At 74.5% G+C, this 19,621-nt stretch carries 19 protein-coding genes; 11 read left to right on the forward strand and 8 right to left on the reverse strand.

Going from position 1 to position 19,621, the window contains the following annotated elements:
• Positions 1 to 35: 35 nt before the first annotated feature.
• Together ACFYUS_RS07300 and ACFYUS_RS07305 are read left to right on the forward strand one after the other, a co-directional pair.
• Positions 36 to 1,520: an SDR family NAD(P)-dependent oxidoreductase gene (locus ACFYUS_RS07300; RefSeq protein ID WP_388846835.1), complete on the forward strand. Its 1,485-nt coding sequence runs from the start codon at positions 36 to 38 to the stop codon at positions 1,518 to 1,520.
• A gap of 289 nt (positions 1,521 to 1,809) precedes the next feature.
• Positions 1,810 to 1,980, forward strand: coding sequence for a hypothetical protein (locus ACFYUS_RS07305; RefSeq protein WP_361405047.1), 171 nt, complete (start codon positions 1,810 to 1,812; stop codon positions 1,978 to 1,980).
• 59 nt (positions 1,981 to 2,039) lie between these two features.
• Here the strand turns inward: ACFYUS_RS07305 and ACFYUS_RS07310 are convergent, their stop codons facing one another.
• From ACFYUS_RS07310 to ACFYUS_RS07320, 3 genes are read right to left on the reverse strand one after another with little or no spacing between them, the layout of a single operon-like run.
• Positions 2,040 to 3,467 carry a lipase maturation factor family protein gene (locus ACFYUS_RS07310; RefSeq protein WP_388846838.1) on the reverse strand — a complete coding sequence of 476 codons (1,428 nt, stop codon included), beginning with the start codon at positions 3,465 to 3,467 and terminating at the stop codon, positions 2,040 to 2,042.
• Between the two features lie 22 nt (positions 3,468 to 3,489).
• On the reverse strand, positions 3,490 to 4,038 hold the full coding sequence (locus ACFYUS_RS07315) for a DUF1990 family protein (protein ID WP_388846840.1): 549 nt from the start codon (positions 4,036 to 4,038) through the stop codon (positions 3,490 to 3,492).
• Entirely contained in the window at positions 4,035 to 4,898 is an 864-nt protein-coding gene (locus tag ACFYUS_RS07320) for a YndJ family protein (protein WP_388847754.1), read from the reverse strand. Before ACFYUS_RS07320 ends, ACFYUS_RS07315 begins: the two co-directional genes overlap by 4 nt.
• A gap of 202 nt (positions 4,899 to 5,100) precedes the next feature.
• Here ACFYUS_RS07320 and ACFYUS_RS07325 point away from each other — a divergent pair, with 202 nt between their 5' ends.
• The 7 genes from ACFYUS_RS07325 (at position 5,101) to ACFYUS_RS07355 (ending at position 14,197) form a co-directional block, all read left to right on the forward strand.
• Positions 5,101 to 6,246: a DUF6777 domain-containing protein gene (locus ACFYUS_RS07325; RefSeq protein ID WP_388846842.1), complete on the forward strand. Its 1,146-nt coding sequence runs from the start codon at positions 5,101 to 5,103 to the stop codon at positions 6,244 to 6,246.
• Positions 6,247 to 6,295: 49 nt separating this feature from the next.
• Positions 6,296 to 8,380, forward strand: coding sequence for a SpoIIE family protein phosphatase (locus tag ACFYUS_RS07330; RefSeq protein WP_388846844.1), 2,085 nt, complete (start codon positions 6,296 to 6,298; stop codon positions 8,378 to 8,380).
• A 134-nt stretch (positions 8,381 to 8,514) separates the two neighbouring features.
• A complete protein-coding gene (locus ACFYUS_RS07335; protein ID WP_388846846.1) occupies positions 8,515 to 9,885 on the forward strand; it encodes a wax ester/triacylglycerol synthase family O-acyltransferase in 1,371 nt (456 codons plus the stop codon).
• A 123-nt stretch (positions 9,886 to 10,008) separates the two neighbouring features.
• On the forward strand, positions 10,009 to 10,752 hold the full coding sequence (locus tag ACFYUS_RS07340) for a LytR/AlgR family response regulator transcription factor (RefSeq protein WP_388846848.1): 744 nt from the start codon (positions 10,009 to 10,011) through the stop codon (positions 10,750 to 10,752).
• 76 nt (positions 10,753 to 10,828) lie between these two features.
• Positions 10,829 to 11,230, forward strand: coding sequence for a hypothetical protein (locus ACFYUS_RS07345; RefSeq protein ID WP_388846850.1), 402 nt, complete (start codon positions 10,829 to 10,831; stop codon positions 11,228 to 11,230).
• Between the two features lie 10 nt (positions 11,231 to 11,240).
• The gene (locus tag ACFYUS_RS07350; protein WP_388846852.1) at positions 11,241 to 12,992 is read left to right on the forward strand and encodes a cation acetate symporter; all 1,752 of its coding nucleotides are present in this window, start codon (positions 11,241 to 11,243) and stop codon (positions 12,990 to 12,992) included.
• Positions 12,989 to 14,197: a histidine kinase gene (locus ACFYUS_RS07355; protein ID WP_388846854.1), complete on the forward strand. Its 1,209-nt coding sequence runs from the start codon at positions 12,989 to 12,991 to the stop codon at positions 14,195 to 14,197. Before ACFYUS_RS07350 ends, ACFYUS_RS07355 begins: the two co-directional genes overlap by 4 nt.
• A gap of 6 nt (positions 14,198 to 14,203) precedes the next feature.
• Here ACFYUS_RS07355 and ACFYUS_RS07360 read toward each other — a convergent pair whose 3' ends face one another.
• The 3 genes from ACFYUS_RS07360 to ACFYUS_RS07370 form a co-directional block, all read right to left on the reverse strand.
• Positions 14,204 to 14,701 (reverse strand): hypothetical protein, encoded by a 498-nt coding sequence (locus ACFYUS_RS07360; protein WP_388846856.1) that lies wholly within the window; start codon positions 14,699 to 14,701, stop codon positions 14,204 to 14,206.
• 204 nt (positions 14,702 to 14,905) lie between these two features.
• Positions 14,906 to 15,328 carry a PaaI family thioesterase gene (locus tag ACFYUS_RS07365; protein WP_388846858.1) on the reverse strand — a complete coding sequence of 141 codons (423 nt, stop codon included), beginning with the start codon at positions 15,326 to 15,328 and terminating at the stop codon, positions 14,906 to 14,908.
• A 55-nt stretch (positions 15,329 to 15,383) separates the two neighbouring features.
• Complete coding sequence (locus ACFYUS_RS07370; protein ID WP_388846860.1) at positions 15,384 to 15,926, reverse strand: sigma-70 family RNA polymerase sigma factor; 543 nt, start codon at positions 15,924 to 15,926, stop codon at positions 15,384 to 15,386.
• A gap of 260 nt (positions 15,927 to 16,186) precedes the next feature.
• Between ACFYUS_RS07370 and ACFYUS_RS07375 the strand changes: the two genes are divergently transcribed.
• Positions 16,187 to 17,389: a CapA family protein gene (locus tag ACFYUS_RS07375; RefSeq protein WP_388846862.1), complete on the forward strand. Its 1,203-nt coding sequence runs from the start codon at positions 16,187 to 16,189 to the stop codon at positions 17,387 to 17,389.
• A 23-nt stretch (positions 17,390 to 17,412) separates the two neighbouring features.
• Here ACFYUS_RS07375 and ACFYUS_RS07380 read toward each other — a convergent pair whose 3' ends face one another.
• A complete protein-coding gene (locus tag ACFYUS_RS07380; protein ID WP_388846864.1) occupies positions 17,413 to 17,874 on the reverse strand; it encodes a universal stress protein in 462 nt (153 codons plus the stop codon).
• A 90-nt stretch (positions 17,875 to 17,964) separates the two neighbouring features.
• On the opposite strand from ACFYUS_RS07380, the gene ACFYUS_RS07385 reads away from it, so the two are divergent.
• Positions 17,965 to 18,828 carry a polysaccharide deacetylase family protein gene (locus ACFYUS_RS07385; RefSeq protein ID WP_388846866.1) on the forward strand — a complete coding sequence of 288 codons (864 nt, stop codon included), beginning with the start codon at positions 17,965 to 17,967 and terminating at the stop codon, positions 18,826 to 18,828.
• A gap of 67 nt (positions 18,829 to 18,895) precedes the next feature.
• Here ACFYUS_RS07385 and ACFYUS_RS07390 read toward each other — a convergent pair whose 3' ends face one another.
• Complete coding sequence (locus ACFYUS_RS07390) at positions 18,896 to 19,555, reverse strand: class F sortase (protein ID WP_388846868.1); 660 nt, start codon at positions 19,553 to 19,555, stop codon at positions 18,896 to 18,898.
• Positions 19,556 to 19,621 lie beyond the last annotated feature (66 nt).

Here is a 19,621-nt window from a genome sequence, read left to right on the forward strand (position 1 = left end):
CGGCGACGTACGAGCGAACGAGGAATCCGAAGGCCATGACGGTGACCGAAGAAAACCAGGACTACGGGCCGGGCATCGACCCCGAGCGCCTGGCCGTCTGCCTGAGCGTCCTCGACGAGCTCGACAAGATCGACGTCGACCACCCGGACGCGATCACCGTCCGGCGCGCCACCGCCGGGATCTACCGGACCGTGAAGCAGCGCCGCCGCCAGGAGCGCCGGGCCGCGAAGACCGCGAACGACAAGGCGGTCACCGAGGCCACGGCCACCGGCTCCGCGCAGCGCATCGACGACGAGACCGAGGGCCTGCTGCCCACCTCCGTCACGGAGGAGGGGCGGATCGCGGGGATACTCCAGCGTCCGCGCTCCTGCTACGTCTGCAAGACGCGGTTCGTCGAGGTCGACTACTTCTACCACCAGCTCTGCCAGCCGTGCGCGGCGCTGAACCGGGCCAAGCGCGACGCCAGCGCCGACCTCGCCGGCAAGCGCGCGCTGCTCACCGGCGGCCGGGCCAAGATCGGCATGTACATCGCGCTGCGGCTGCTGCGCGACGGTGCCCACACCACCATCACCACCCGCTTCCCCAAGGACGCCATCCGCCGCTTCAAGGCGATGGAGGACTCCGCGGACTGGATGCACCGCCTGGAGGTCGTCGGCATCGACCTGCGCGACCCCGCGCAGGCCGTCGCGCTCGCCGACCAGATGACCGAGGCCGGCCCGCTCGACATCCTCATCAACAACGCGACGCAGACCGTGCGCCGACTGCCCTCCGCGTACGCCGCCCTCGTCGAGGGCGAGGACGCCCCGCTGCCGGCGGGCGAGCTCCCCGCCCACCACGTCATCGGCGCGTTCAACTCGGGCGCGGTCGGCGAGCTCGTCGGTTCGTCCGAGCTTCCCGCCGGCGTGCGCGACCTGGAGGCGCAGCAGGTCGCCGACCTGGCCCTGGTCGCGGGCAACGCCAGCATCGCCAAGCACATCGACGGCACCGCCATCGACGCCGGCGGCCTCGTGCCCGACGTCGTCGAGAGCAACACCTGGGTGCAGAGCATCGAGCAGATCTCCCCGGTGGAGCTCCTCGAGACCCAGCTGTGCAACTACACGGCGCCGTTCATCCTGATCAGCAAGCTGCGGCCGATCATGGCCGAGGCGGCGAAGAAGGCGGCCAGCGGCCGTGCCTACGTCGTGAACGTGTCGGCGATGGAGGGCGTCTTCAGCCGCGGCTACAAGGGCGCCGGCCACCCGAACACCAACGCGGCGAAGGCCGCGATGAACATGGTGACGCGGACCAGCGGCCAGGAGATGTTCGAGACCGACGGCATCCTCATGACCTCGGTCGACACCGGCTGGATCACCGACGAGCGTCCCCACTTCGACAAGCTGCGCCTCGCCGAGGCCGGTTTCCACGCCCCGCTGGACCTCGTCGACGGCGCGGCCCGGGTGTACGACCCCGTCGTGCGCGGCGAGGCGGGCGAGGACCTCTACGGCTGCTTCCTGAAGGACTACGCCCCCGCCAACTGGTAGGCCGCCCCCGCTACGGCGGTCCCGCGGTCCCGACGAGAGCGCCCCACCGGCCTGGTGGGGCGCTTTTCCGTCTTGTGTCACCCGATTGCGTCACACTTTGGAGCCCGGTAGAGCGCGGGCGCGCTCATTTGGTTAGTCTGATGCACACGGTCGGCCACCGAGGAGACACACCTTCCTCACGGCCGTCCTGGGACAGGCCTGCCACCAAGGCCGCGGTCCCGCCACGAACGGCGCCACCGCGACCGACCGGCACTTGTCCCCATACCGACGCGACACAAAGGAGTGCGCGGTGACACCCGAACTGACGAAGCAGGAACCGCGACCGGCCGAACGCACCGAGCGGCCCCGCCGCAAGGGCGAACTGGGCAGCCTCGACGTGTGGGCCCACGCGGCCCCCATCAGGCTCGCGGGCTACGAGGAGGACCTCGCCGAGCCCCACATCCTGCCGGGCATCGACTGATCGTTCCGCTTTCACCCCGGGTGCCCCCGGCCGTTCACGGCCCGGGGGCACCGGCGTGTTCAGCGGGAGGTGCCGGTGGGCGCCCGCAGGCGGATCGGCGGCATGTACTCCCGCACCAGCGTCCGGTGCCACCAGGCCCCGGTCTCCCGGAGCTCGCGCCAGGTCGTGTACCGGTAGCGGTAGAGCCGGGCGCGGACGAGGACCGGCGGCGCGTCCGGGAAGGGATTGCGGGCGAGCAGCCGCAGGGTGTCCCGGTCGCCGTCGAGGAGCCGCTCGACGAAGGGGCCGAACCACTCGCGCGCGTACCCCGGGGAGAGCGCGGCGAACCACATCAGCCAGTCGAGCCGCAGATGGTACGGGGCGAACTGCCGGGGCAGCCGGCGCGGGTCGCCCGGCTTGCCCTTGAAGCCGTACTCCCGCCACACCGTGCCCGGACGCGGCACCGGATCGTCGGTGCCCTCGATGACGATCTCGTCCCGGATCCTCCCGACGGTTCCGAAGGCCCCGTAGCTGTTGACCAGGTGGTACGGGTCGTACGAGCGGTTCATCGCCTGGTGCTTGGAGAGCAGGTTGCGCGCCGGGCGGTAGCTCCGTACGAGGACGAAGGCGGTCATCGCGACCACCGCGACCACGTACCAGGGCGGCGGATCCGGCTGGGGGTGCTCGCCGACGAGCGGGGAGGCGTCCACGGCGGAGAGCGCGAGCACGATCGTGAGCCAGTTCAGCCAGGCGAAGTTCCCGGAGAGCACCAGCCAGAGCTGGGTCGCCACCATCAGGCAGGCCGCCACCGTGGCCACCGGCTGCGGGGTGAAGAGCAGGAACGGCACGAGCAGCTGGACGACGTGGTTGGCCGCGACCTCCACCCGGTGCAGCGGGCGCGGCAGATGGTGGAAGAACCAGCTCAGCGGGCCGGGCATCGGCTGGGTCTCGTGGTGGTGGTAGAGGCAGGTCAGGTTCCGCCAGCAGGGGTCGCCGCGGATCTTGATGAGCCCGGCGCCGAACTCGACGCGGAAGAGCAGCCAGCGCAGCAGGAACAGGACGAGGACCGGCGGGCCGGTGTCGTCGTTGCCGAGGAAGACGGCGAGGAGTCCGGTCTCCAGGAGCAGCGACTCCCAGCCGAAGGCGTACCAGGTCTGTCCCACGTTCACGATCGACAGGTACAGCCCCCAGAGCACCAGCCACAGCAGCATCGAGACCGGCAGCGGCACGGCGTCCCCGGCGCCCGCGACGAGCGCGAGCGCGAGGGCGGAGCCGGACCAGGCGACGGCCGCGAAGAGGCGGTCGGAGTAGCGCCAGTGGAAGAGCGAGGGCGTGTGGCGCGGCCGGGTCCTGCGCACGTACTCCGGTACGGGGAGCATGCCGCGCTCGCCGATCAGCGCCCGGAACTGGAGGGCTGCCGAAAGGAACGCCACGCAGTACAGCCCGGCGAGGCCCCGCTGGAAGACGATCCGGCTCAGCCACTGGTCGGGTGCGGTGAACCACTCCATCACCACCAGTATCGGCCCGGGGTCACGCCCTGACGAGACGTCCGAGGGTCCGGCCGAGGCGGCGCGCGTAGGCGTGCTGGAGCACCGGGATCAGGGGTCCGCCGAGCCGGGTGTACCAGGCGGCGGGACGGCTGAAGGCGGTGACCGTGAAGCGGACCGTGCCGTCGGGCTCCAGCGTCACGACGAAGGACTCCTCGCCGCACTCCGCGTGCCCGGTCAGGGTGCCGTAGGCGAAGCCGACGCGGTCCTCCTCGTACGCCGTCCAGATCACCTCGCAGGGGACGCCGAGGTGGAGCGGGCCCGCGCCCAGCGCCACCGTCAGGTGCGCGCCGGGCTCCGCGCGGTCGGCGTCGGCCCGGACGCGCGCCCCGGAGGCGCGGTGCATCCGCCAGGTGGTGACGGCCGCGCCGGCGGTCTCGAAGGCGGCCCTGCCGCGGCCGACGACCGTGCTGTGCCGCAGGTGGTGGTAGCCCTCGGGGAGGGCCTCCGGGGTGCGGGTGGCGCCGACCTCGCGGTAGGTGAGGGCGGGGCGGCGGTCGGGCTGGGAGAGGTCGTTCAGCAGGCGGGTCATGCCGGGAGCTCCGTTCGGGCGAGAAGGGCCGGAGGGGTGTGGTCCGCCCGGAGGCGGCGCCGGGCGAGGAGCGCGCAGACGGCGAAGCCGAGGGCGTTGCCCAGGCCGTGCGTGGCGGCCGTCCAGGTCAGGGAGAGGTGCGGCAGCCCGGTCGCCTCGCCGAGCGCCCAGCTGAGGGCGAGCGCCATGGTGGCGACGAGGACCAGGGCCGAGACGGCGAGGAGGCCCCGGGTGAGCGGGTCGGCGGCGAGCTCGCGGCGCTCCCGCAGGGTCAGCACGGAGACCGCGGCCATGCCGGCCGTCAGGACGACGGCCCCCACGAGCTCGGCCCAGTCGTCGACGAAGTAGCCGAGCAGGACGAGCAGGGTGCCGGCGGGGACGCTGAGCGCGGCGAGGCGGGCCGCGGGACCGTCGGAGGCGCGGCTGACGAGCCCGGCGACCAGGGCGGCGGCGAAGCCCGCGAAGTGGAAGTGCGGGACGGTCAGCGCGAGGACGTCCAGGTCGAAGCCGAACAGCGGGTACGAGGCCCGCTCGGCGACGAGCGCGAGCCCGGCGACGGAGGGCGCCGCCAGGGCGGTGAGGACGGCGATCTCGCTCGGCCGGAACGAGCGCGTCAGCATCAGCCGGGCCGGGGCCTGGAGCGCGAGCGCCAGGGTGGCGAGGGCGTAGACCGCTGCGAGCGCGGCGGCGGCTCCGGAGCGGGGCAGCCAGAGGGCCAGGGCTCCCGGGACGGCGAGCAGCGGCCAGGCGCGGCGGAGCGGGTCCCAGCCGGGCGGCCGGGGGCCGTCGAGGAGCGCGAGCCCGGTCGGTACGACCCAGAACATGCCGATCATCACGATCGGATTCACCAGGACCGGCAGCGCGGCCATGCGTCAGCACCCCCCACTTGAACGCGTTCAACTGACGGGTCGAGCGTAGGGCCTCTCTTGAACGTGTTCAAGTCCCTGGCCGGTCCACTCGGCCGGACGCGCTCCGCTTGCGGCCCCTCGCGCACTGCGACAGACATGAGGGACTGGCCGCACACCGGGCGCCGGGCCCGGGGGAGAGAAAGTCGAGAACCAGGTGCGCTCACCCCTCCGCCGGACGCGCCGAACCGGCCCCGCGGCCGCGACGCTCGTCTCGGCCCTGCTGCTCACGGGCTGCTCCTCCGTGGGGGAGGGCGCCGGCGGCGAACCCGCCGCGACCCCCGTCACGGACGTCTTCCTCCAGCCGCTCGGCGCCCGCGGGCCCGACCCCTTCACCGACTCCACCGTCCGGAACACCGCACCGCCCTCCGCCCCGCACCGGCAGCCCGACGACGACACCCGGCAGGCCCGCGAGATCATCGGCTCCGCCCCCGGCCTCTACGGCGGCACGCGCGCGATCGGCAGCTGCGACGTCGAACGGCAGATCGCCCTCCTCGCCGCGGACCGCACCAAGGCGCGCGCCTTCGCCGAGGCCGCCGGCATCCCCGAGACCGGCGTCGCCGACTGGCTCCGCGGGCTCACCCCGGTCGCCCTGCGCGCCGACACCCGCGTCACCGACCACGGCTACCGCGAGGGCCGGGCCAGCGCCTTCCAGGCCGTCCTGCAGACCGGCACGTCGGTCCTCGTCGACCAGTACGGCTCCCCCCGCGTCCGCTGCGCCTGCGGCAACCCGCTCCGCAGCCCCGCCGCCGACCGGAGCGGCGTCCACCAGGGCGAGCCCTGGGACGGCTTCGACCCCGACCGCGTGATCACCGTCCGGCCCGCCGGCTCCGTCGTCACCAGCCTGGTCATCGTCAACACCACCGACAGCACCTGGATCGAGCGGCGGACCGGCACCGACGGGGACGAGGACCGGAAGCCCGACGTGGAGCCCGCCTGCGACCCCGACACCTGCGCCCTCACCGGCTCCGGCACGCCCGACCCGACCGACCCCGGCCGCCCCTCCTCCCCGGCCCCCGTCCCGCCGGCGCCCACCTCGCCGGACCCCGTCGGGCCCGGCCCCTCGACCCCGCTCCCCGACGTCCCCGACCCGTCCGGGACCGGTGGCACGGACACCGCGCCGACGCCGCCGGCCCCCGATCCGTACACGGAGCCGTACCCCGACCCGTACAGCGACCCCTTCCTCGACCCGTTCGCGGACCCCTCCGGCGAGCCGCCCACCGTCCCGGACGGACAGCTGCCCCCCGACGAGCTCTTCCCGGCCGGTCCGCCGCCCGACCGGCCGGAGACCTTTCAGGGGTGAAACGGATCTTCCTGGTGCGCAGGGCCGGGGCTGCGCCTAGCGTGGCCCCATGAACGCGGGCAGCGGAGGCGAGGAGGCGATCGCGCGGCAGGACCGCGCGCCGGAGGAACCGGGGGCCGGGACCCGGATCCTGGCCGGCTACGGCTCCGCCTTCCGCATGGGCGGCTTCGACTGGGACCTGCTCACCGGGGTCATGACCATGGACGACGCCGCCCTCGACGTCTTCGACATGGACCGCGCCGACTACGACGGCAGGCCCGAGTGCCTGAGCCCGCGGGTGCTGCCGGACGAGGGCCGCCAGCTCGACGCCCTCGTGGCCCAGGCGCTCAAGGACGGCAGCGACCAGTACGGCGCCTACTTCCGCATCCGCCGCCGCGACGGCAGCCACCAGTGGACCCACACCCAGGGCCTCGTCCACCGCGACGAGACCGGCCGGCCCGTCCGCATCATCGGCATCCTGCGCGACGCCACCCACGAACTCACCGAGTCCGCGGCCCGGCTCGGCCTCGACGAGGGGCGCCGACGGCGCGCCGACGTCGTCGAGGGCACCACGGCGGCCCTCGCCTACGCCCGGACCGTGCAGGACGTCGTCGACCTGCTCAACGACTCGCACGCCCTCGAACAATTCGGCGCGGCCAGCCTCGTCATGGGCCTCCTCGACGGCGGCCGGATCCGCCTGGTCGCCGAGGGACCCGACGGCGCCTTCGTGCCGGGCACCCGGTTCACCCGGGTGGACGAGCCGTACCCGATGAGCGAGGTCATCCGCACCCTGCGCCCTCGCTTCATCGACTCGGCCCGGGACTTCGCCGACTCCTTCCCCGTGCTCTGGCCCCACATCAGCGGACTCGGCATCACCACCGCCGCCTATCTGCCGCTCATCGCCCAGGCCAAGCCCATCGGCGCCCTCGGCCTGCTCTACAGCGACAGGACCGGCTTCAGCGAGGACGAGCGGACCCTGCTCGTCGCCATCGGCAGCAGCATCGCCCAGAGCCTCCAGCGCGCCATGCTCTACGAGCAGGAGCACGACCTCGCCGAAGGGCTCCAGCAGGCGATGCTGCCGCGCCGGATCCCCGAGATCCCCGGCGCCCAGACGGCCGTCCGCTACCGCTCCGCCCGCCTCGGCCGCGACATCGGCGGCGACTGGTACGACGTCATCGCGCTGCCCGGCGACCGGGTCGGCGCCGTCATCGGGGACGTGCAGGGCCACGACACCCACGCGTCGGCCGTCATGGGCCAGCTGCGGATCGTGCTGCGCGCCTACGCCGCCGAGGGCCACCCCCCGGCCACGGTCATGGCCCGGGCCTCCGTCTTCCTCCACGAACTCGACACCGAACGCTTCGCCACCTGCACCTACGCGGAGGTCGACCCCGTCACCGGAGTCGTCCAGGTGGTGCGCGCCGGCCATGTCGACCCGCTGATCAGGGACATCGACGGCCGCTGCCGCAGGATCCCGGTCGAGGGCGGGCTGCCGCTCGGGCTCTCCGCCGAGTTCGGGCGGCTCGGCTATCCCGTCACCACCCTGGAACTGGACCCCGGCCAGACACTGCTGCTCTACACCGACGGCCTCGTGGAGAAGCCCGGGGCCGACCTCGACGAGGGCCTCCAGTGGCTCTCCTCGCTCGTCCGGCGCGGCCCCGCCGACCTCCAGCAGCTCGCCGACCACCTGTGCGACGTGGTCGCCGACCGGGGCGGCGAGGACGACGTCGCGATCCTGCTGCTGCGCCGCCACGACACGTACCACCTGCGGGGCACCGGCCGGTTCCAGCAGCACGTGGCGCAGAGCGACCCCGAGGCGCTGAGCTCGGCCCGGCACATGATCCGCGCCGCCGTCCGGGCCTGGGGGGCGGAGGAGCGCGCCGACGAGATCGAACTGGCCGCCGACGAGCTGATGACGAACGCCCTGATGCACACCGACGGCGGGGCGATCGTGACCCTGCGGATCCTCGCCGGGCCCCCGCGGCGGCTGCGGGTCGAGGTGGAGGACCGGTCCAGCGCCCTGCCCCGGCGCCGCGAGGCGGGGGAGGCGGGGGTGTCCGGACGGGGGCTGCTCCTGGTCGACCAGCTCTCCGACGCGTGGGGCGTGGAGTCGAGGGGTGGCGGCAAGTGCGTGTGGTGTGAATTCACCACTCGTTAACTGAGCGTGAACTGATCGTACTTGACCGTAACTGACGGTACGGGATTGACTTCGCTCACCCGCCCCCTCAGTGGAGAGCACCGCAGGACATCGCAGGGCAAACCGCAGGACGAACCGCAGGACAAGAGGACATCGTGAGCAGCGAGCTTCTGGCACCCCTGGACCTGGCCTTCTGGCACCTGGAATCCACCGACCACCCCCTGCACCTCGGGGCCCTCGCCCACTTCGGCCCCCCGCCCGTCACCGCCGGGCGCGAGCCGGCCGACATCCTGGAACTGCTCGCCCGACGCGCCGCCGCCGTCCCCCGGCTCCGGATGCGCGTCCGCGACGTCCTGTTCCCCGTCGGCGGCGCCGCCTGGAGCGCCGACCCCGACTTCGACGTCCGCCGGCACGTCCGCGAGATCACCCTCCCCGGCACCGACTTCCCCGCCGAGACCGCCCGGCTCGCCGCCGAACTCATGGAACGCCCCGTCGCCCGGGGCCTGCCGCCCTGGGAGATGTACCTGCTCAGCGGCGCTCCCGACGGCTCCTTCGCCGTCCTCGTCAAACTCCACCACGCCCTCGCCGACGGCATGCGGGCCGTCGCCATCGGCGCCGGGATCTTCGACGAGATCGCCGTCGGCCGCCGCCCGGCGGGCCGCGCCCGCCCCGTCCCCCCGCGCTCCTGGCTCCCCGGCCCCGGCCGCCTCCTCGGCATCGCCCGCGACCGCCTCGGCGACCTCGGCCGGGCCGTCGAGGTCGGCGCCTCGGTCGTCGGCTCCTCCGTCGCCCGCGCCGGCCACCTCGACCCGCGCCCCACCGGCCCGCTCGCCGCCGACTCCAGCGGCACGCGCCGGGTCGCCACCGCCACCCTGCCCCTCGACCGTGTCCACCGGATCCGCCGCACCATCGGCGGCACCGCCAACGACGTCCTCCTCACCCTCGTCGCCGGCGCCCTGCGCCGCTGGTTCGACGGGCGCGGCCTGCCCCTCCCCGCCGCCGACCCCCGGGCCCTCGTCCCGGTCTCCCGCCGCCGCCCCGGCGCCCCGGCGGGCCCCGGCAACAGCCTCTCCGGCTACCTCCTCGACCTGCCCGTCACCGAACCCGACCCGGCCGCCCGGCTGGCCGCCGTCCGGGACGCCATGGACCGCAACAAGGCCGCCGGACCCTTCCGGGGCGCGGGCGCCGTCGCCCTCCTCGCCGACCAACTGCACCCGCTCGCCCACCGCTTCGGCGCGCCCCTCGCCGCCGGCGCCGCCCGGCTCCTCTTCGACCTCCTCGTCACCCAGGTGCCGCTGCCCCGCTCCGCGCTCTCCCTCGGCGGCGCCCCGCTCCGCGCGCTCTTCCCGATGGCCCCGCTCGCCCGCGGCCAGTCCCTCGCCGTCGCCATGTCCCCGTACGGCGGCCGGGTCCACATCGGCCTCGTCGCCGACGGCGAGGCCGTCCCCGACCTCGACGCCCTGGCCGCCGCGCTCACCGCCGAACTCGACCTGCTCGACCCGCCGGTCGTCACGGCGCGCACGTAACGCGGGGGAACCGCCGCACCGGGCTCACCGTCTCGTCGTACGGCGGGCCCGGCGGCCCGCGGGGCGATGGCGGGATCCTCGCCGGCCGGAGGACGCCGGAACCGCTCACATAGACTCCGCCGCATGCTGCGCGTACTGGCCGTCGACGACGAGGGACCCGCCCTCGGAGAGCTGCTCTACCTGCTGCGCGCCGACCCCCGGGTGCGGACCGCCGAGGGCGCCGGCGACGCCACCTCGGCCCTGCGCAGGATCGGGCGCGCCCTGGAGACCGGACCCGACGGCGACGACGGCATCGACGTCGTCTTCCTCGACATCCACATGCCCGGACCGACCGGCCTCGACGTCGCCCGGCTGCTCGCCGGCTTCGCCCGGCCCCCGCACATCGTCTTCGTCACCGCCCACGAGGGCTTCGCCCTCCAGGCCTTCGACCTGAAGGCGGTCGACTACGTCCTCAAGCCCGTCCGCCGCGAGCGCCTCGCCGAGGCCGTCCGCCGCGTCCACGAGCTGGTCCACGCCACCGCCGCCCCCGCCGCGTCCGAGCAGATCCCCGTCGAGCTCGGCGGCGTCACCCGCTTCGTCCCCGTCGACGACATCGCGTACGTCGAGGCCCACGGCGACTACGCCCGCCTCCACACCGACCACGGCAGCCACCTCGTCCGCATCCCGATCTCCACGCTCGAAGAGCGGTGGGCCGCCCGGGGCTTCGTCCGCATCCACCGCAGCCATCTCGTCGCCCTGGGCCGGATCGACGAGCTGCGGCTCGACGCCGGCGCCACGTCCGTGCGGATCGGCGACACCGACCTCGCCGTCAGCCGCCGCCACGCCCGCAACCTCCGCGACCTGCTGATGCGCCGGGCCGGCGGCTGACCGGCACCCCTACCGGCGCCGCGCCCCGGCCCCGTACACTCCACGAGCCGAGGAGACAGCCAGAGAGCGGACGTTGATGCCGGAGCCCCACCCCCCGCGCAGGCCCCGGCGCGAGACCGTCACGTACGCCTCCGCCCACGGCCCGGGTGCCGTGCCCGCACCCGCCGGGCGGCGCCCCGCGCACCCGCCCGCACGGTCCGAGATCGACGAGCAGACCACCCTCGGCCACACCTACGTCCGCTCCCTGATGCGCAGTCAGCTCCGCGCCGCCCTCACCGCCCTCGGGGCCCTGGCCCTGCTCGTCGGCCCGCTGCCGCTGCTGCTCGCGCTGCCCGCGCCCGAGGCGCTCGTCTGGGCCGCGCTCGGCTGCGGGGTGTACCCGGTGGTCTGGGTCATCGCCCACCGGTACGTCCGCCGGGCCGAGCGCAACGAGCGCGACTTCACGGGCCTCGTCGAAACCGGCTTCGGCGAACGGTGAAGTGCCCCGCGTGAACCAGACCCATGCCGTCGCCGCCGTCACCGCCGTCGTCCTCGCCACCGTCCTCATCGGCGCCCTCGGCCTGCGGATCTCCCGCACCACCTCCGACTTCTACGTCGCCTCGCGAACCGTCCGGCCGGGCCTCAACGCCGCCGCCATCAGCGGGGAGTACCTCTCCGCCGCCTCCTTCCTCGGCATCGCCGGACTCGTCCTCGTCCAGGGCCCCGCCATGCTCTGGTACCCGGTCGGCTACACCGCCGGCTACCTCGTCCTGCTCGTCCTCGTCGCCGCCCCTCTGCGCCGCTCCGGGGCGTACACGCTCTCCGACTTCGCCGAGGCCCGCCTCGAATCCCCGCAGGCCCGGCGGCTCGCCAGCCTCTTCGTCGTCGGCATCGGCTGGCTGTACCTGCTGCCGCAGCTCCAGGGCGCCGGGCTCACCCTGGAGATCCTGACCGGCGCCCCCGACTGGGTCGGCGGACTGCTCGTCGCGCTCGTCGTCACCGGCACCGTCGCCGCGGGCGGGATGCGCAGCATCACCTTCGTGCAGGCCTTCCAGTACTGGCTGAAGCTCACCGCCCTGCTCGTCCCCGCCCTCTTCCTGCTCGCCGCCTGGTACGGGGACGGGGCGCCCCGCGCCCGCTTCGACGCCCCCGCCGTGCTGCGCGAACACACCGTCGTCGAGATCGCCGACACGGTGCGGATCGGGCTCGACGCCCCGCTGACGGTCACCGTCACCGGCAGCGTCGACTCCGTCGCGTACACCGGCCGGACCGTCACCCTCGCCCCCGGTACCCACCACGTCCGGGGCGGCACCTCGCTCGGCTTCGCGCCGGGCGCCCGTCTGCCCGAGCGGGCCGCCACCGGTTCCGACCCCCTCGGCTGGTCCCAGCCGCTGGCCGGGGGACGCGACGGACACCAGCTGTACGCCACGTACGGACTGATCCTCGCGACCTTCCTCGGCACCATGGGGCTGCCGCACGTCGCCGTCCGCTTCTACACCAGCCCGCACGGCCGCGCCGCCCGCCGCACCACCCTCGTCGTCCTCGGCCTCGTCGGCGCCTTCTACCTGCTGCCGCCCCTGTACGGAGCCCTCGGCCGCATCTACGCCCCCGAACTCGCCCTCACCGGCTCGGCCGACGCCGCCGTCCTCGTCCTGCCCGACCGGATCCTCGGCGGAGTCCTCGGCGACCTCCTCGGGGCGCTCCTCGCGGCCGGTGCCTTCGCCGCCTTCCTCTCCACCGCCTCCGGGCTCACCATGTCGGTCGCCGGGGTCCTCACCCAGGACGTCCTGCCCTCACGGGCGTCCTCCCGCGGCGTACGGCACTTCCGGCTCGCGACCCTGCTCGCCACCGCCGTCCCGCTCGCCGTCGGGGTGGTCGCCTCCAAGGTCCCCGTCGCCGACGCCGTCGGCCTCGCCTTCGCCGTCTCCGCCTCCTCCTTCTGCCCGTTGCTCGTCCTCGGCATCTGGTGGCGGCGGCTCACCCCGCCCGGCGCCATGGCCGGGCTCCTGCTCGGCGGCGGCTCCGCCCTCGCGGCCGTGATGGCGACCCGGTCCGGGCTCGCCCCCGAGGGCTGGCCGCACACCCTGATGGCCTGGCCGGCGGTCTGGTCGGTCCCGCTCGGCTTCCTGTCGATGGTGCTCGTCTCGCTCGCCACCCCCCGCCGGATCCCACCCGGCACCCCCGCGATCCTCGCCCGGCTCCACCTCCCGGAGGAGATCACCGGCGCGGTCCCCGTCCCCGCCCAGGAGGCCCGCCGATGAGCGGTATCGCCCTCGCCGCCGCGGCCGCCGCCGGGGCCGTGCTGCTCGCCGCGGGCTTCGTCCTCGGCCGGTTCTCCGCCCGGCGCGGCGGCCGCGCCGCCGATCCCGACCTCGGCACCCCCGTCGAACGGGCCACCTTCCACACCCTGCACACCGCCTCGCTCGCCGCGCCCCCGCTGCGCGCCGGACTCACCGAGGACACCGCCCGCAAGGCGGCCCGCACGCTCCGCTCGCTGCTCGGCACCGAGGCGCTCTGCCTCACCGACCGCGGCGCGGTCCTCGCCTGGGACGGGCCGGGCGAGGACCACCACCGCGCGCACGTCCCCGGCCAGGCCGCCGAGACCCTGGAGACCGGCCGCAGCCGTTCGGCGCACAGCGGCTGCGACGACCCGTCGTGCCCGCTGCGCTGGGCGGTGATCGCCCCGCTCACCGGGGAGGACGGGGTCCTCGGCGCGCTCGTCGCCTACGGCTCGCGGGAGTCGGCCGTCCTCGTGCGGGCCGCGACCGAGGTGGCCCGCTGGGTCTCCGTCCAGCTGGAGCTGGCCGAACTGGACCGCTCGCGCACCCGGATCGTGGAGGCCGAGATCCGCGCGCTGCGCGCCCAGATCTCCCCGCACTTCATCTTCAACTCCCTCGCGGCCATAGCCTCGTTCGTCCGCACCGACCCCGAGCGGGCGCGGGAACTCCTCCTGGAGTTCGCCGACTTCACCCGCTACTCCTTCCGCAAGCACGGAGAGTTCGCCCAGCTCGCCGACGAACTGCGCGCGATCGAGCAGTACTTGGCGCTCGCGGGGGCCCGGTTCGGGGACCGGCTGAAGGTGACCCTGCAGATCGCCCCCGAGGTGCTGCCGGTGACCCTGCCGTTCCTCTGCCTCCAGCCGCTCGTGGAGAACGCCGTCAAGCACGGCCTCCAGGACCGGGAGCGGGGCTGCCGGGTCACGATCGCCGCCCGGGACGCGGGCGCCGAGGCGGTGGTGACGATCGAGGACGACGGCATCGGCATGGACCCGGAGCGGCTGCGCGCCGTCCTGCGCGGCGAGCACCCGGCGGGCTCCGGCATCGGCCTGTCCAACGTGGACGAGCGGCTGCGCCAGGTGTACGGGGCGGAGCACGGCCTCGTCATCGAGACCGGGGCCGGTGCCGGGATGAAGGTGACGGTACGCGTCCCCAAGTACCGTCCGGGGGTGCATCCCTCGGCGCCGTAGCGGGCGTCAGCGCAGGTGCAGCGACAGATGGGCGAGCGGCAGGCCCAGCTTCCAGGCGGGGAGCCAGATCTGCTCGGACTCGTCGACCGGGCTCTCGGGGTCGCTCCGGCCGTCGAGGTCGGTGGCGCGGATCCAGGTGTCCCGCAGCTGCCGCCAGGCGGTCCGCGCGAGCGCCAGGTCGGGGCCGTCGTCACCGGCCGCCCGCCGTGCGGCGAGCCGCTCCTCGACCCAGGGCGGCCAGGGCCGGTCGTACGCGGTGTGCCGCAGCCACTCGTCGACGCGGTAGGAGCCCCGCGCGCCGGCCCGCCCCTCCGGATCCTCGGCGAGGTGGACGGTGAGGGCCAGGGCCTGGAGGCCGGCCCGGTACTCCAGTGAGCCGGGGGCCACGAGCGCGGCGGCCCTCAGCACCTCGTCGGCCAGGTACTCGGCGCACAGCCAGGCCATCGGGACGGCGAGGCCGCCGCCGCTGGTCCCGCCGGCGCCGTTCGTGCTCTCGGGCAGCAACGCTCCCACCTTCTCCCGGACGTGGAGGGCCCCGGACGTCAGGGGCCCGGGGGAGAGCCTCCTCCGTGAAGGGCCCCCGCGGGCCCGCTTTGCTCAACTCGCCCGTGCGGTTTCGGATACGTTTCCCGGCCGGATCGGTACGGGTGAGGTTCCTGGTGTCGGGCGGGGCGAAGGCGACGGGAGGGGCGGGGAGTCCGGGCCGGGTCAGCCGAGCAGCGCGTAGACGGCGGTCGCGTGGGCCGCGGTCTCCTCCGTGCCCTCGGCCGTCATGGTGATGTCGGCGAAGGCCATCCGCTTGCCCGCCTTGGTGAGCCGGGCCCGTACGAGGACGTCGGCGCCGATCACCGCGCGCTGGAAGCTGATCGACTGCTGGACGGTGGTCATCGGCACGAAGCCGCCCCGGGCCGCGGCGACCGCGATCACCGTCGCGGTGTCGGCGGCCGCCATCAGGGCCTGGCCGGAGAGGCCGCCGCCCTCCCGGGCGAGCCGGTCCGACCAGGGGAGCCGGAGCACGGCCTCGTGTCCGTCGACCGACTCGACGGATTCGACGGTGAGTCCCAGATCGAGCACCCAGGGGGCGAAGTTGTCGGCGAGGACCTGTTCGGCGGCGGTGAGTGTCAGTGTCACGGCGTCATTGTGGGGCTCCGGCACGGGCCCGGGCAACGGCCTTCCGGGGGTGGGCTCATGCGACGGCCGGGCGGCGCGGCCGGTAGCCGGGCAGGGAGCGGCCGAGCTGCCGGAGCGCGTAGTGCGAACGGGACTTGACGGTCCCGGCGGGGATGCCGAGTTCGACGGCGGCCTCGTTGACGGTGAGGCCGTGGAAGTAGAGCCGGACCAGCACCGCGCGGTGCTCGGGGCTCAACTCCCGTACGGCCGCCCGTACGTCGAGCGCGGCCTCGGCCGAGGCGGTGGCGTCGGCGGGGTCCGGGGTCACGGCGAGGACGCCGTCGCCGATCTCGGCGGGCCGGGCGAGGCGTGAGCGGCGGGCGTCGATGGCGAGGCGGCGGGCCACGGTGAAGAGCCAGGGGCGCATCGAGGCGTAGGGGCCGTCGAAGGCCTCGGGGTGGAGCCAGGCCCGTACCAGGGTCTCCTGGACGAGGTCCTCGGCCCGCTGCCGGTCCCCGTGGGTCAGGCCGAGCAGGAAGGTGAGCAGGGCCGGACCGTGGTCCCGCTGGAGCTCCTCCAGGGTCCGCTCGTCGGTCCTCGTCGTCGTCGCCGTCGTCATGCTGCCCGCCTCTCCCGCGGCTCGTCGTCCGGGGCGTATACGAGCGCATCCGGACGGCGGGGGACAGGGAACGGACAGCGGTCTGCGACGAACGGTCGCACCGAGCGACGAATGGCACGGCGAACGGTCGGACGGAGTCGGTGCGTCCGTTTCAGCGGGGTTCGTCGCCCCGAGCGGCCTCGACCCTTGACTGCGGCTTTCCCGGGAGATCAATTCATCAGAACAGATGTTCATCGCATGATTCGGGTGGAGGGCCGCACATGACCTCACGCACCAGATCCGCGGAGGCGGCCGCGCTGGCCGCGCTCCTGCTCGCGGCGGCGACCGGCTGTGCCGGGGGGAGCGGCGCCACCCCGGGTGCCACGACCGGGCGGACCGGGACCGCGGGTACGGGAGCCCCGTCCGCCGCCCCCGGCGGGGCCTCCGCGCCCACCGGCTTCACCCTCGTCGCCTCCGGCGACGTCCTCCCGCACGACTCGGTCATCCAGCGGGCCGCCGAGGACGCGGACGAGGCCGGCTACGACTTCGGCCCCATGCTCGCCGGCGCCAAGCCCGTCGTCTCCCGCGCCGATCTGGCCATCTGCCACATGGAGACCGTGTACGGGGAGGAGGGCGGGCCCTACACCGGCTACCCCGCCTTCAAGTCGCCGCCCGAGATCGCCGCCGCGCTCGGGGCCACCGGCTACGACTCCTGCTCCACCGCCTCCAACCACACCCTCGACGACGGGCCGGCCGGCCTCCGCCGCACCCTCGACGCGCTCGACAAGGCCGGCGTCCGGCACGCCGGCTCCGCCCGTACGGCCGAGGAGGCGGCCCGGCCCACCCTCCTCGAGGCCGGCGGCGCCAAGATCGCCCAACTCGCCTACACCTACGACACCAACGGCTACCCGCTGCCCGAGGGGCAGCCCTGGGCGGTGAAGCTGCTCGACGAGAACAAGGTGATCGCCGACGCGCGCGCCGCCCGCGCGGCCGGCGCCGACGTGGTCGTGGTCAGCGTCCACTGGGGCACCGAGTGGCAGACCGAACCCGACGGACGACAGCTCTCCCTCGGCCGGGCGCTGACCGCCTCGCGGAGCGGCGGCCGCCCGGACATCGACCTGATCATCGGCACCCACGCGCACGTGCCGCAGGCGTACGAGAAGGTCAACGGGACCTGGATCGTCTACGGGATGGGCGACCAGATCGCCGGCGACATGATCAACCACGAGGGCTCCTACGACCCGCGCGGAAACATGAGCAGCATCGGCCGCTTCACCTTCGCCCCGCCCAGGACCGCCGGCGGGCGCTGGGAGGTCACCAGGGCGGAGTTCCTCCCGCAGTGGTTCGACACCGCGCACGGACGCGTGGTGAACCTCGCCGCGGCGGAGGGCCTGGACGCGCACGAGGCCGGGATCCGCGACACGATCCGGCAGGTGGTCCTCGGCCGGGGCGCGGCCGGGGACGGCCTGGTGATGGGGAAGTAGGCGGAGGGGCTACGCCCGGCCGGTCACGGCACGACCGTGACCGGCCAGCGGCCCGCCTTCACCAGACGGACGGCCACCGAGCCGACGAAGCGGTGGCCCGCCGACTCCGAGGCGCCCACCACCACGGCGTCCGCCGTCAGCTCCTCCGCGGCCTGCACCAGGCCCGCGTAGGCGTCGCCCCGGAAGGTGTGGAACTCCCAGCGCATGCGCCACAGGTCCTTGACCCGCTCCGCGGACGCCCGGATCTCCGCGACGATCTCCTCGGCGATCTCCTCGGTCGTCCCGGTCACGGGCGCGCCGAGCGCGACGCCCGCAGGGATCACCGGCTGCACGTAGACGAGCGCGAGCAGGGCGTTCTGCCGCCGGGCGAGCCCCGCCGCGTACGCCGCGGCGCGCAGGGAGGAGGCGGAGCCGTCGATCCCCGCCATGATCACTTTCGGGCCGTCGGTCCCGCGTTCGAACCGGTCGGACTGCTGTTCGCTCACCCTCCGAGGCTATCGGCTCATCGGGTGCTTTCGAGCGGGCGGCCGGTGTCGCTGAGCCGCGCCGACCCTCGCCCGTACGAACCATTGGTCATGAAAAAGGATGAGATGCTCATCGGGCGTCGTGCGGTGCTGCGCCTCGCCGCCGCCCTCGGGGCCACCGCCACCGTCGGAGTGCTCGCGGCGGACCGCTTCGCCTCGCCCGAGGCGCCCGCCACCCCCCGGGCGGCGCCCGGCGCCGGACACGCGGGCCCCGCCGCGGGGCCGCAGACACAGGCCGCCCGGCTGAGCCCCTCCGCGTACCGGCTCCAGCCCATGACCGCGTACGCGCCCCCGGCCTTCCGCCGCGCGCTGCCGCCGGTCCGGCAGCGGCCCTTCCTCAGCATGTCCGGGGTCGGCCGCTCCATGGTGCTGACCTTCGACGACGGACCCGACCCCCGGTACACCCCCGGCATCCTGGAGACCCTGCGCCAGTACGACTGCCGCGCGATGTTCTTCGTCTGCGGCGAGATGGCGGTGGACAACCAGGACCTGCTGCGGGAGATGGAGGCGGACGGCCACGTCGTCGGCAACCACACCTGGTCCCACCCCCTCGTCCCCAAGCTGAGGCCCTCCCGCATCCGCGAGGAGCTCGGCTCCACCAGCGAGGTCATCGAACGGGCCCTCGGGGCGCCCCCGCTCTGGTACCGGGCGCCCTACGGGGCCTGGAACCGGGTCTCCTTCGAGATCGGCGCCGAACTCGGCATGGAGCCGCTCGCCTGGACCGTCGACACCCTGGACTGGACGGAACCCGGCACCGGCACCATCGTCCGCCGCGTCCTCGACGGAGCCGCACCCGGCGTCGTCGTCCTCTCCCACGACGCCGGCGGCAACCGCTCCCAGAGCGTGGCCGCCCTCCGCCGCTATCTGCCCCAACTCCTCGACGCCGGCTACCGCATCACCGTCCCCAGGCGCTGACCGCCCGGATGCGGAGGCGGGGCCCCGGCACCTCGGGTGCCGGGGCCCTACGCGCGCGTGGGCGCGGCTATCGCGAGCCGACCATGCGCGCGTAGACGACGACGTTCCCGTCGTAGCCGTGCGCGCGCGTGTACCCGCCGCCGCAGGTGATCACCCGCAGCTCCGGCTCGCCGTTGTCGGCGTAGACCTGCACGCCGGGGAAGTTGTCCTTGGCGTACACCTCGACGCCGTAGATCTCGAAGACCGCGACCCGGCCGTCGTACCGCTCGACCTCGATGTGCTGGCCCTTCTGGAGGGAGCCCAGGCCGTAGAAGACCGCCGGTCCCTTCGTGTTGTCGACGTGGCCGACGAGGACGGAGGTGCCGCGCTGGCCGGGGGCGATGCCGTTCTGGTACCAGCCGGCGAGGTTGGGGTCCTCCGGGGGCGGGGCCGCCACCCAGCCGTTCTCGTCCAGGCCCACGTCCATGATGGGGGCGGCCACCTGGATCGCCGGGATCTTGACCCGGGACGCCGGGGCGTAGGGCAGCGGCTCCAGACCGGTGCTCGCGGCGGGCGGCGGGGCGACCGGGCGCGCCAGCGGCCGGGCCGCCGCGGCGGGTTGCGGCGGCCCGTGGGGGATGTCCACCCCGTTGCGCATCATCGCGAGTCCGGACAGCATGGCGAGGGCCAGGACGCCCCAGGGTTGGCGTCTCCTGCGCTCGAAGACGCGGAAGTCCTTCGGGGGCATGGTTCTCCCTTCTCGGCGTCGTCAGAACGGTAAGGGCGGCCGCACGGGCCGTCGCCCCGGACGGTG

Origin of the sequence: Streptomyces sp. NPDC004284, assembly GCF_042874035.1 — a bacterium.
In the GTDB taxonomy this organism is placed as follows: Bacteria; Actinomycetota; Actinomycetes; order Streptomycetales; family Streptomycetaceae; genus Streptomyces.

Excerpts from the sequence above, each read along its gene's own strand:
- ACFYUS_RS07300 (WP_388846835.1), top strand. The coding sequence starts at position 36 with ATGACGGTGACCGAAGAAAACCAGGACTACGGGCCGGGCATCGACCCC.
- ACFYUS_RS07310 (WP_388846838.1), bottom strand. The coding sequence starts at position 3,467 with ATGGAGTGGTTCACCGCACCCGACCAGTGGCTGAGCCGGATCGTCTTC.
- ACFYUS_RS07315 (WP_388846840.1), bottom strand. The coding sequence starts at position 4,038 with ATGACCCGCCTGCTGAACGACCTCTCCCAGCCCGACCGCCGCCCCGCC.
- ACFYUS_RS07330 (WP_388846844.1), top strand. The coding sequence starts at position 6,296 with ATGAACGCGGGCAGCGGAGGCGAGGAGGCGATCGCGCGGCAGGACCGC.
- ACFYUS_RS07340 (WP_388846848.1), top strand. The coding sequence starts at position 10,009 with ATGCTGCGCGTACTGGCCGTCGACGACGAGGGACCCGCCCTCGGAGAG.
- ACFYUS_RS07345 (WP_388846850.1), top strand. The coding sequence starts at position 10,829 with ATGCCGGAGCCCCACCCCCCGCGCAGGCCCCGGCGCGAGACCGTCACG.
- ACFYUS_RS07355 (WP_388846854.1), top strand. The coding sequence starts at position 12,989 with ATGAGCGGTATCGCCCTCGCCGCCGCGGCCGCCGCCGGGGCCGTGCTG.
- ACFYUS_RS07370 (WP_388846860.1), bottom strand. The coding sequence starts at position 15,926 with ATGACGACGGCGACGACGACGAGGACCGACGAGCGGACCCTGGAGGAG.
- ACFYUS_RS07375 (WP_388846862.1), top strand. The coding sequence starts at position 16,187 with ATGACCTCACGCACCAGATCCGCGGAGGCGGCCGCGCTGGCCGCGCTC.
- ACFYUS_RS07385 (WP_388846866.1), top strand. The coding sequence starts at position 17,965 with ATGAAAAAGGATGAGATGCTCATCGGGCGTCGTGCGGTGCTGCGCCTC.
- ACFYUS_RS07390 (WP_388846868.1), bottom strand. The coding sequence starts at position 19,555 with ATGCCCCCGAAGGACTTCCGCGTCTTCGAGCGCAGGAGACGCCAACCC.